The following is a 12,059-nucleotide window of genomic DNA, read 5'->3' on the forward strand; positions in this document are numbered from 1 at the left end:
ATCTGAGGGTCTGTAGCTCAGTTGGTTAGAGCACACGCTTGATAAGCGTGGGGTCACAAGTTCAAGTCTTGTCAGACCCACCAAGTCTACTGAACACAGAAGAGCAGATATATTAAGATCTTAAGCTGGGGACTTAGCTTAGTTGGTAGAGCGCCTGCTTTGCACGCAGGAGGTCAACGGTTCGACTCCGTTAGTCTCCACCACTAATTACAGACTAAGTGATTACAGAACTTAGTAAGCCGATAGCTTATTAAGTTCTGTGATTTATCACAGTTAACTACTCGCTGACGAGGCGGTAGTGAATCATTAACAGAATATATTTGAGTTGAAATAATTGTTTAACTCGTTTTAGTTGATGTTAGCAAGCAATTGTTAATATTGAATGAAATGAGAACTAGCGATAAAACTGAATCAAGCGTTTTGGTATATGAATTAAATTGAAGCTGTATAGTGATTAAGTTCACAGGCAACAAATAGAAGTGGTTGAATCCACATTGTTGATCCTCCTTGTAGGGATTAGCGACTGTTTGGGGTTGTATAGTCAAGTAATTAAGTGCATGTGGTGGATGCCTTGGCAGTCAGAGGCGATGAAAGACGTAATAGCCTGCGATAAGCTTCGGGGAGGCGGCAAATATCCTGTGATCCGGAGATTTCTGAATGGGGAAACCCACTTACCATAAGGTAGGTATCGCATGATGAATACATAGTCATGCGAGGCGAACGAGGGGAAGTGAAACATCTCAGTACCCTTAGGAAAAGAAATCAATTGAGATTCCCTCAGTAGCGGCGAGCGAACGGGGATCAGCCCATTAAGTTATATGTGTTTTAGCGGAAAGCTCTGGGAAGTGCTACCGTAGAGGGTGATAGTCCCGTACACGAAAGGGCACATATAATGATGACGAGTAGGGCGAGGCACGTGAAACCTTGTCTGAATATGGGGGGACCATCCTCCAAGGCTAAATACTCCTGACTGACCGATAGTGAACCAGTACCGTGAGGGAAAGGCGAAAAGAACCCCTGTGAGGGGAGTGAAATAGAACCTGAAACCGCATGCATACAAGCAGTGGGAGCCGACTTGTTCGGTGACTGCGTACCTTTTGTATAATGGGTCAGCGACTTATATTCAGTAGCAAGGTTAACCGTATAGGGGAGCCGTAGAGAAATCGAGTCTTAATAGGGCGTTTAGTTGCTGGGTATAGACCCGAAACCGGGTGATCTATCCATGAGCAGGTTGAAGGTTGGGTAACACTAACTGGAGGACCGAACCCACTGTCGTTGAAAAGCCAGGGGATGACTTGTGGATAGGGGTGAAAGGCTAATCAAACTCGGTGATAGCTGGTTCTCCCCGAAAGCTATTTAGGTAGCGCCTCGGACGAATACCATAGGGGGTAGAGCACTGTTTCGGCTAGGGGGTTATCCCGACTTACCAAACCGATGCAAACTCCGAATACCTATGAGTACTATCCGGGAGACAGACTGCGGGTGCTAACGTCCGTAGTCAAGAGGAAAACAATCCAGACCGCCAGCTAAGGCCCCAAAATTATAGTTAAGTGGGAAACGATGTGGGAAGGCATAGACAGCTAGGAGGTTGGCTTAGAAGCAGCCACCCTTTAAAGAAAGCGTAATAGCTCACTAGTCGAGTCGGCCTGCGCGGAAGATGTAACGGGGCTAAAACTATATGCCGAAGCTGCGGATGTATACTTAGTATACGTGGTAGGGGAGCGTTCTGTAAGCCGATGAAGGTGTATTGAGAAGTATGCTGGAGGTATCAGAAGTGCGAATGCTGACGTGAGTAACGACAATGCGAGTGAAAAACTCGCACGCTGAAAGACCAAGGGTTCCAGTCCAACGTTAATCGGGGCTGGGTGAGTCGACCCCTAAGGCGAGGCCGAGAGGCGTAGTCGATGGGAAATTGGTTAATATTCCAATACTTCTGTGTAATGCGATGAGAGGACGGAGAAAGTTAAGTCAGCCTGGCGTTGGTTGTCCAGGTGAAAGGCAGTAGGCATGCATCTTAGGCAAATCCGGGGTGCTCTATGCTGAGAGCTGATAGCAAGCTAGTTTACTAGCGAAGTGGCTGATACTATGCTTCCAGGAAAAGTCTCTAAGCTTCAGTTACACAGGAATCGTACCCGAAACCGACACAGGTGGTCAGGTCGAGTAGACCAAAGCGCTTGAGAGAACTCTGCTGAAGGAACTAGGCAAAATGGTACCGTAACTTCGGGAGAAGGTACGCTGCTGACGGTGATAGGACTTGCTCCTTGAGCTATTGGCAGCCACAGAAACCAGGCCCCTGCAACTGTTTATTAAAAACATAGCACTCTGCAAACACGAAAGTGGACGTATAGGGTGTGATGCCTGCCCGGTGCTGGAAGGTTAATTGATGGGGTTAGCGTAAGCGAAGCTCTTGATCGAAGCCCCAGTAAACGGCGGCCGTAACTATAACGGTCCTAAGGTAGCGAAATTCCTTGTCGGGTAAGTTCCGACCTGCACGAATGGCATAATGATGGGGGCGCTGTCTCCAGCAGAGACTCAGTGAAATCGAATTCGCCGTGAAGATGCGGTGTACCCGCGGCTAGACGGAAAGACCCCGTGAACCTTTACTGCAGCTTGACATTGAACTTTGATCTTACTTGTGTAGGATAGGTGGGAGGCTTTGAAGTAGTGACGCCAGTTGCTATGGAGCCATCCTTGAAATACCACCCTGGTAATATTGAGGTTCTAACTCTGTCCCGTTATCCGGGACGAGGACCATGTCTGGTGGGTAGTTTGACTGGGGCGGTCTCCTCCTAAAGAGTAACGGAGGAGTACGAAGGTGCGCTCAGCGTGGTCGGAAATCACGCGTAGAGTATAAAGGCAAAAGCGCGCTTAACTGCGAGACCCACAAGTCGAGCAGGTACGAAAGTAGGTCTTAGTGATCCGGTGGTTCTGTATGGAAGGGCCATCGCTCAACGGATAAAAGGTACTCTGGGGATAACAGGCTGATACCGCCCAAGAGTTCATATCGACGGCGGTGTTTGGCACCTCGATGTCGGCTCATCTCATCCTGGGGCTGAAGCAGGTCCCAAGGGTATGGCTGTTCGCCATTTAAAGAGGTACGCGAGCTGGGTTTAGAACGTCGTGAGACAGTTCGGTCCCTATCTACCGTGGGCGTTGGAAATTTGAGAGGATCTGCTCCTAGTACGAGAGGACCAGAGTGGACGAACCTCTGGTGTACCGGTTGTGACGCCAGTCGCATCGCCGGGTAGCTATGTTCGGAAGGGATAACCGCTGAAAGCATCTAAGCGGGAAGCCTACCTCAAGATAAGATTTCCCTAGGACTTTATGTCCTCTAAAGAGCCGTTGAAGACTACGACGTTGATAGGTTGGATGTGGAAGTGCGGTGACGCATGAAGCTGACCAATACTAATTGCTCGTGAGGCTTGACTATACAACACCCAAGCAGTTGTATACGAACTTCGAAAGAAGTAAGCATCATTTGATTCATAAAAGATCAAACATACTTGATTTAGTTGTAAAGCTAGTTAAAATATTCAACTCAAATGTTCTGTTAAACTCATTTGGTACGAAGTAAGGCATTTAAATAAGACCCGAACAAGTCCATAACAGTTTGCTGGCGACAATAGCAAGAGTGAACCACCTGATCCCTTCCCGAACTCAGAAGTGAAACCTCTTAGCGCTGATGGTAGTGTGGGGTTACCCATGTGAGAGTAAGTCATCGCCAGCTTTTAAATCTAAAACACCCCGGTCTCTAACGAGAACGGGGTGTTTTTTATGCGCAGTGCTTATTATCGGAATAAAAGAGATCTAGTCATATTAAGTAAATAGAAATATGCACAAGAATTAAAGTGCATAAACAACTGAAAATTAATACATTTTTGTAAATGCAAAAAGAAAACCCCATCATCCTGATGGGGTTTTCTTCGTATTGGTGTGTTAGATTTGACTCCTGTCGAATCTCACGTCCTGTGTGTTTTCTTATTCTCAATGAGACTTCCTGTCTCTTTATGCTTTGTATGATAAGCGCAATGTCTAGGTCAGTATATTCGCTAATCACTGCGATTGTTGTAGGTTAAAGCTTACAAGATGATCCAATTAAAAATTAAGACCCAATTCGCTCAGTTACCAATATAAAATGGTGAGATGGATACTTTTGTTTAAAATAAATCGATAAGTCATAACAATATTGAGGGAATTTAAAATGAAGGCTTTTCGACAGTGCTTAATCTATTTGCCCCTATTGCTCAGCTGTAGCTTGTTGAGTGCATGTAATGCTCAAAATAATCAAACCACTACGGCTAATTCTTTAATTAACCAGAGCTATCAGGTCCAAAAAGTAGCGACATTTGGTGAACCTTGGGCAATGGCTGAGTTAGCTGATGGTCGTTTACTGATTACCGAAAGGAGAGGAAAGTTAAAACTGTTTGATCCTTCTACATTGAAAAGTATAGAAATTTTAGGGCTTCCCGAAGTGGCTTATGGTGGGCAAGGGGGCTTAGGCGATATTGTTCTACATCCTGATTTTGCAAACAATCATCAAATTTATTTAAGTTATGCCGAAACAGGAAAAGGGGGATATGGTGCGGTTGTGATTCGTGGTGAATTAAATCTTCAAGAGAAAAATCCCCGAATAATCAATATCAAAAGAATTTGGGAACAAGTTCCTAAAGTTTCAGGGCAAGGGCATTATGCACATCGAATGATTTTTGCAAAGGATGGTAAGCTCTGGATTAGTTCTGGTGAACGCCAGAAATTTGATCCTGCTCAAGATATGAATTCAAACTTAGGCAAAGTTTTAAGACTGAATGATGATGGTACTGTTGTTGCAGATCATCCATTTACTCAACAAGGTGAGATTGCAAAACAAGTATGGTCGTTGGGTCATCGTAATCCATTAGGTATGGCTTTTGATGCCAAGGATCAATTGTGGGTGGTTGAAATGGGGCCTAAAGGAGGAGATGAGTTAAATCTGATTAAGAAGGGCGAAAATTATGGTTATCCGATTGTTTCCAATGGTGATCATTATTCAGGAAAATCCATTCCCGATCATGCGACACGTCCTGAATTTAAAGCGCCAGAAATCAGTTGGACACCAGTGATATCACCCTCCAGTTTGGTCTTTTATCAAGATGAATTATTTCCGAAATGGAATCATAAAGCCTTAATTGGTGGGTTATCTTCAGAGGCGATTATTGTGGTTGATACTGAATCAAAGCCTGTTCGTGAGGTACAGCGTTTGAACATGCAGCAACGCATTCGAGATATTCATCCCGCGCATAATGGTTCGATTTGGGTTTTGGAAGATGGGAAAAGTGCGGGGCTATTAAGATTGTTGCCTAAGTAAAAAATTAATTTAAATTAAGGAATTATTCAGCCGACTAATGCTTATATGATGAGTGAAGCATGTCTACGTATTATAAAACTGACGCAGTATTGTCATTGAAATGACCTCAAAATGTCATGCTATTGGTTTCTAATAAAGCTCATTTAAATCAATAAAAAAGACCTTTATGAAAAAAATTGCTTACTCTGTTTTAGCGTTAGGCATATTGGCTTTAACCGCATGTAATGATGATGACAAGGATTTCTCATTTGAATCATCTGTCTCCGTACCGACCTTGGTTTCATTTGCCAAACTTGATGTCGAAACTTATGCAGCTGGCCCAAACTCAGGTACCTTTGTAAAGGGCGCCAATGGCATATTCCCGCCTTTTAAAGGTCAGCCAGTTCAAGGTTTCTCGGGTGCTGTAAAGAACGGTGATGGCACTTATATGGTCATGGCAGACAATGGCTTTGGTACACAAGACAATTCATCTGACTTTCTACTACGTATTTATCAAGTAAAACCTGATTTTCGGACGAAATCGGCAGGATCAGCAAAAGTTCAAGTGATGAGCTTTGTTCAGCTTCGTGATCCCAATAAATTAATTCCATTTACAATCATTAATCAAAACAGCACTGATCGTTTGCTTACCGGGGCAGATTTTGATCCTGAATCGATTCAACGTACTGCGGACGGTACCTATTGGATTGGTGATGAATTTGGACCATATTTACTGCATTTTGATAAAGATGGAATACTGCTTGATGCACCGATAGCATTACCTCATCCATTGAAAGCTGGTGTGGAATTACGTTCTCCGCAAAATCAATTCAATAAAGCCAACCTAAACTATGTAGAGCCTTTGGTTCTGCAAAGTGGTGGCTTTGAAGGAATGGCATTGTCTAAGGATGGTCAATATTTATATCCTTTGTTAGAAAAACCGTTAAAAGGCGAGACAACACAACAGTTGCTTATCTCACAATTTGATGTGAAGAAGAAAGCGTATACTGGTCGATATTATTATTTTACCTTGAATGCCAAGGCGACCAATATTGGTGACTTCCAAATGTTTGATGATAAGTCTGGCATTATCATTGAGCGTGATGCGAGTCAAAACAAGTTAGATGGTTATAAGAAGCTGATTAAAATTGAATTAGGGGATTCTGGTAAAGCGGTAAAACGTTCTGACTTAGTTGATCTTATGAATATTGCCAACCCGAATAATTTATATGGTACAGCGCGAGATGGGGATATTGGTACAGCAACAACTTTTGCTTTTCCATTTGAAACCATTGAAGATGTGATTATTGAAAATAAAAACACTTTAACTGTTTTAAATGACAATAACTTCCCCGGTTCATCAGGACGAAATGCAAAGCGTGCGGATGATAATGAAATTATTCAGATTAAATTGCCTAAAGCGTTGTATTAATAAGCGATAAAATATATTGGTGCTTCACTCTAACAAAGCCAGTCAATTGACTGGCTTTCTTTCTACATCATTCAAGTATGAGGATTAAGCTAAACAGTCTTGTTTAGAAACTTGATCAGGGCAGCCCAATGGATTTAAAGCACATTTTAAATCTTCAATTTGTTCATGGGTGACATAGCCTTTAGATTTTAGGTAATCTGCAACTCGGTCATCACGTAGACTTAAGAATGCTGCATCATAAACACCTAAATCTACAAATAACGCAGCTGCTTCTAAGCTATTAAAACGGTCTAGAAACACATCATTGCCATACATCAGGAAAACATGGTCGTAATCTGCATGTGCATCGATTTTTAAACGAGCTGCTAATGTTGCTGGAGAGGTTTTGATAAAAAGCAAATCTGATAATTCATCAAATTGGGTCATATCTAAGATATTTTCCCCAGTTTTTACTTTACCTAACCATGCTTTAAAGACCAGTACCGCACCGCCACGCAGTAACATGCTCCACACTTGATGGCGAACTTCATCATTTAAGCATTCGCATTCATCTTCGAGACGTTGAACCAGCTTTTCTTCTTGTTGCGCTAATTTATCAAATAGACCTAAGCCTTGAGGATGGTAAGCAACAGGGGTAAACACATCAAATTTTAATTCCTCAAATACTTGAAGTGCTAAAGGCACAGCAGCTTGATAAATTGTGTTGAGTGCTTGGATTTGTGTGTCGTGGAGTTTGCTATGTTTAAAAAGATCATGCCAGTCAATTTCAGGCAAGATTGCATTTGCACTATATTGACGATGAAATTGTTGAGCTTGGTGTAGCCCATGTGGAACAGTTTCTGAAATATTCATGGTTAAAAATCCTATTTAAAATTGAATTCAAGCGCTGTTTTTGTTTTCCTAAACATGAGCGTGATTTTGTCTTGAAGTAATTTTTGATTTATCTGAGATGCAATAGGAATACGACTAAAGTTGTAGATAGAGGGGAAAAGGTTTTTTTATTTTTTAAAATCATATAAATAGAAAATTGTAACTAACTATACAAGTGTATATTTACTATTTTGATGTTATTTGCCATAGAAAAGAAGCCTTTGAAGTTTTTAGTCAATAAATGGGTTCGAGTTTTGCTTTTTTTTGAATGCTTTTGCACAAAGCTTAAAAAAAATTGCTATTCCACTTAAAAAATTGCGTTACAAAACCTCTAGAATGTAACGATCTAGAGGTTGTAAATGTTTCAAAACATTAAAGAAGAACGTGATCAATAAATTGAAATGGGTTGAAAGTAGTGGAAGATTATTTAGAAATCTTCAAGCCAGATAACCATGCACGTAGAGAAGCAGGTTTCAATGGTTTCTTCAACAACACCACGTTGAGGTCTTTAACACGCTCAGGTAATTCAGGATCAGAATCTGCAGTAATCAGTGCTGACGGAACATTTTCCTGACGGTTTTCGACAATAAAATCTAAGCCAATTTTACCATGATTTAAATGCTGATCAACCAACCAGACTTGAATGTTTTCTTTTTGAATAATTTCCAAAGCTTGTTCAGGTTCAGTGGCTTTAAACACTTGATAACCCCATTTGGTCAGTAGCGTTGCCATACCTTCTAAGATTGTATCGTCATTGTCTAAACATAAGATTTTATAAGCTTTGGCTTTTAATGGTACCGCTTGTATAGGTGTTGAAACGACTTTAGGTGCTGCTACCATTGGCACATCAATCATAAAGCATGAGCCTTTGCCAAGCTCAGAGTAAACATGTACAGGATAATCAAGCAAACTGGTCATACGTTGCACGATTGCTAGCCCAAGTCCAAGCCCTTGTTCACCCCATGGCGAGGTATGTCCACAACGCTCAAATTCTTGAAACAACTTAATGCGTTGCTCTTCTGCAATCCCTGGACCTGTATCCCATACACCGATACGGATATGATTTGGACGATTAGACGCGCGCAATACACCAACAATCACACGTCCACGAGCAGTATAACGTAAGGCATTACTGACAAAATTTTGGATGATACGACGGATCCATTGTGGGTCGGTATCAATCCAGAATTGGGCATCATGGACATGCAATTGGATATTGCGTTGTGCGGCGATTGATTTAAATTGTAGTTCTAAATCACTCAATAAATCATGCAACGGATAAGCTTGGCGTTTCGGTTGGATTGAACCACCTTCCAATCGAGCAATATCCAAAAGGGCAGATAACATGCTCTCGGCACCATGTAAGGCACGATCAAGCTGCTGTAAGGTTTTACGGTCTTCATCTGATTGTACGCTTTGTTCTAAAGCAGTACTGAATAAGCGTGCTGCATGCATTGGTTGAAGCAAATCGTGACTAGCTGCTGCAATAAAGCGACTTTTTGACATATTAGCTTTGTCGGCTTGCTCACGTGCCAGTTGTTGTTCAGATAAGGCATTTGCAAGCTGTTGGGTACGATCAGACACGCGTGCTTCTAGTACCGCTTCATTTTCACGGAATGCGGTAATATCGGCAAAGGTTGTGACAAAACCACCCCCTTCAATGGGGTTACCACGCATTTGAATCACACGGCCATCTTTACGAATCCGTTCAAATTCATGAGCGCTACCGACTTTCATCCAATGTATTCGTTTACGTACATGCTCTTCTACCGAGCCTGGACCACATTCGCCACGTTCAGCGTTGTAACGAATCAAATCGGCAATGGGACAACCGACATAGACTAAATCTTTTGGATAATCAAACAGTTTTAAATATTGGTTGTTCCATGCGACCAAACACATGTTTTCATCAACCACACTCACCCCTTGGGTCATGTGGTCAATCATGGTCATGATGAGATTTTGGTTAAAACGTTGCCATTGTGAAGCTTGGTCGAGAATATTTGCCACTTGACCTAAAGCCAAGCCATTATTGACCATGGCTGTGGTGAGTAGTGTTCGTGCTGAGGCTGCACCGATTGTTCCTGCAAGGTATTGCTCAGTAAACCGCCACCACATCCCATTGGCACTACTATTCTCATTGAGCACCACATTATTCATAGTACAAAACTGTTGAAATGCGTGGGTTGCTGGGCCTTCGCCTGTAATACGCTTAGCAAGTGCAATCAGATCACCGACTTTAAGTTTAGCGACATCATGGTGTAAGTAATTAATATCAGTAGAGGTGTTTTGTGTAGGTAAGGGCTTAGTTTCATAGTAGAAAAAGCTCTCTGCCTGAATTTGTTCAGCAATACTTGGGCGATAAATACGAGAGACCCAAATATATAAGGTAATATTTAAGCCAAGTGCCCAGATGACACCATGTGTAAGCGGGGCAAAAGATTCAAAGCCAAATAAGGCTTCTGGTCTTAACCATTCAATATTTATAGGTCCAAACATCAAAAATTGATGTGCAAATTGGCTATATTCAACAGGTAGGCTACGTAAAATCGTGGGTAATAATAATGTATATGACCAAAGTATGAAGCCAACGACTAAACCTGCATAAACCCCTTGGCGACTTCCTCCACGCCAGTATAAACCGCCAATGAGCGCAGGCGAAAATTGTGCAACCGCACTAAATGCCAATAGCCCAAAGGTGGATAGTTGGTCAATATCATTAAAGAAGTGGAAGAATAAAAAACCGAGTAGCATCACCGCTAAAATACAAACACGACGAGTAAATTTAAGTACTTGTGGTAAGCGTTTGTCATGACGGGAAAGAATGCCAAACTTCCATAGAGAAGGCATAATCAAGTCATTACTGAGCATGATGGACAGTGCCACAGAGGATACTAAAAGCATACCAGTTGACGCTGAAAAGCCGCCTAAAAATGCCAGTAACGATAACCAGTCTTGATTATAACTAATCGGCAATGAGAGTACTGCAACATCAGGAATAGTTAGATATTTGGGTGCTGCATGAAGAGCCCAACTGGCGATTGGAATAATAGCAATAATGGTTAGAATCAAATAGGCAGCAAACCAACGTCTTGCACCACGAATATGTTTTTCATCGCGTAATTCAACCACTGCAACATGAAACTGACGGGGTAAACAGATAATTGCCAATGAGGCTAATAACGTTTGAACCCAGAAGGTGTCTGGCACACCAAACAGTTGTACTTCATGAAAAGTCTTTTGCACATCCTGTGAGATTTGTACAATATTTTGTGGATGATCAAAAATAAAGAAAAATGCCACACAAAGCAGGGCAAATAGTTTTACAAATGATTCAAAAGCGACAGCAAGCATTAAACCGCCATGTTGTTCCGTATTGGCGATTTGTCTTGTTCCAAACATCATCGCTAAAATCGCTAATACAGCAGTAAGACCAAGCACCCCATTGGTGGTGGTGGAAACTACTTGGGTATTGTGATCGAGCATGACGGAAGCGCTAAGCGCAATGGCGCGTAATTGCAGTGCTAAGTAAGGAATGATGGCGATTACAGCCAAGATTGTGACTAAGGATGCTAATGTTCCACTTTTACCATAACGTGCTGCCACAAAGTCGGCAATCGAAGAAATCGCATGATGTTGACGCACACGACCTAAGCGACGCCAGATGTCATAACCCAGCCAGACAAATAATAAAGGTCCTAAATAAATCGGCAGGAAAATAATCCCTTCACGTACTGCAGCACCTGTTGCCCCGTAAAACGTCCAAGATGAGCAATACACGCCCAATGTTAGACTAAAGAGAAGCATCCTGCCGCGCGTACTTAATCGACTCGCATGCCTCTCACCAAAGAAAGCACAAACGAATAGAATGAGGATGTAAAGGGCCAGAACCCCTATAATTAACCAACTGTTCATAAGGACTGCAGTATAAAAATCTGCGCCTATAATAACGCATCCATGAACTGTCTCGTTTATTTTGCTCAAAATTTAACGACCAAAGTCTAAGTTACGAGAACCCCACAATATTGTTAATTTTGACCATGTAAAAAAATATTAAAAAAAGCAACCAGTGTTCTGGTCGCTTATCAAGGAGCATGGTTATGGATGAGAGACAGGTAGAGGCGATTCTACAAAATCCAAAATTCAAGGAAATGGTTGCTAAAAAAAGTAAATTGAGCTGGACATTAACTGCAATTATGTTGTTCGTTTATGTTGGCTTTATGCTTTTAGTAGGCTATAACAAAGAATTTTTAATGAGTTCATTTAGTGGTGGTATAACTACTTGGGGGATTCCTTTAGGTCTGGGAATTATTGTTTTATCTTTCGTTTTGTGTGGTGTGTATTCATATATTGCCAACAATAAATTGGATCAACTGAATGCAGATGCAATGAAAGAAGTAGAAGCAATCACCCACGAAAAAGGACTGCACTAAG

Annotated in this window: 5 protein-coding genes, 2 tRNA genes and 2 rRNA genes; 7 read left to right on the plus strand and 2 right to left on the minus strand. The window is 41.9% G+C overall.

Annotated elements, in window-relative coordinates:
* Positions 1-6: 6 nt before the first annotated feature.
* The 6 genes from AC4CVF_RS19825 to AC4CVF_RS19850 all read left to right on the plus strand — a co-directional run bounded on the left by AC4CVF_RS19825 (position 7) and on the right by AC4CVF_RS19850 (position 6,755).
* A tRNA-Ile gene (locus tag AC4CVF_RS19825) sits at positions 7-83 on the plus strand.
* 44 nt (positions 84-127) lie between these two features.
* Positions 128-203: transfer RNA gene (locus tag AC4CVF_RS19830), tRNA-Ala, on the plus strand.
* A gap of 336 nt (positions 204-539) precedes the next feature.
* Positions 540-3,430 (plus strand): 23S ribosomal RNA (locus AC4CVF_RS19835).
* Positions 3,431-3,612: 182 nt separating this feature from the next.
* Positions 3,613-3,727: ribosomal RNA gene (gene rrf, locus AC4CVF_RS19840) — 5S ribosomal RNA — on the plus strand.
* A 474-nt stretch (positions 3,728-4,201) separates the two neighbouring features.
* Positions 4,202-5,344: a PQQ-dependent sugar dehydrogenase gene (locus tag AC4CVF_RS19845; protein WP_419358662.1), complete on the plus strand. Its 1,143-nt coding sequence runs from the start codon at positions 4,202-4,204 to the stop codon at positions 5,342-5,344.
* A gap of 166 nt (positions 5,345-5,510) precedes the next feature.
* Complete coding sequence (locus tag AC4CVF_RS19850; protein ID WP_490789868.1) at positions 5,511-6,755, plus strand: esterase-like activity of phytase family protein; 1,245 nt, start codon at positions 5,511-5,513, stop codon at positions 6,753-6,755.
* Between the two features lie 84 nt (positions 6,756-6,839).
* On the opposite strand, the gene AC4CVF_RS19855 is transcribed toward AC4CVF_RS19850, so the two are convergent.
* Positions 6,840-7,607, minus strand: a complete 768-nt coding sequence (locus AC4CVF_RS19855) for a hypothetical protein (RefSeq protein WP_490789869.1) — start codon at positions 7,605-7,607, stop codon at positions 6,840-6,842.
* 441 nt (positions 7,608-8,048) lie between these two features.
* A complete protein-coding gene (locus AC4CVF_RS19860) occupies positions 8,049-11,540 on the minus strand; it encodes a PAS domain-containing hybrid sensor histidine kinase/response regulator (RefSeq protein WP_336953608.1) in 3,492 nt (1,163 codons plus the stop codon).
* 185 nt (positions 11,541-11,725) lie between these two features.
* Here AC4CVF_RS19860 and AC4CVF_RS19865 point away from each other — a divergent pair, with 185 nt between their 5' ends.
* Positions 11,726-12,058 carry a DUF485 domain-containing protein gene (locus AC4CVF_RS19865; protein ID WP_336953609.1) on the plus strand — a complete coding sequence of 111 codons (333 nt, stop codon included), beginning with the start codon at positions 11,726-11,728 and terminating at the stop codon, positions 12,056-12,058.
* Position 12,059: the final 1 nt, after the last annotated feature.

The sequence above is a fragment of the Acinetobacter sp. LipI_19 genome, assembly GCF_058242925.1.

Coding starts and splice junctions, on each gene's coding strand:
- AC4CVF_RS19845 (WP_419358662.1), top strand. CDS start 4,202: ATGAAGGCTTTTCGACAGTGCTTAATCTATTTGCCCCTATTGCTCAGC.
- AC4CVF_RS19850 (WP_490789868.1), top strand. CDS start 5,511: ATGAAAAAAATTGCTTACTCTGTTTTAGCGTTAGGCATATTGGCTTTA.
- AC4CVF_RS19855 (WP_490789869.1), bottom strand. CDS start 7,607: ATGAATATTTCAGAAACTGTTCCACATGGGCTACACCAAGCTCAACAA.
- AC4CVF_RS19860 (WP_336953608.1), bottom strand. CDS start 11,540: ATGAACAGTTGGTTAATTATAGGGGTTCTGGCCCTTTACATCCTCATT.
- AC4CVF_RS19865 (WP_336953609.1), top strand. CDS start 11,726: ATGGATGAGAGACAGGTAGAGGCGATTCTACAAAATCCAAAATTCAAG.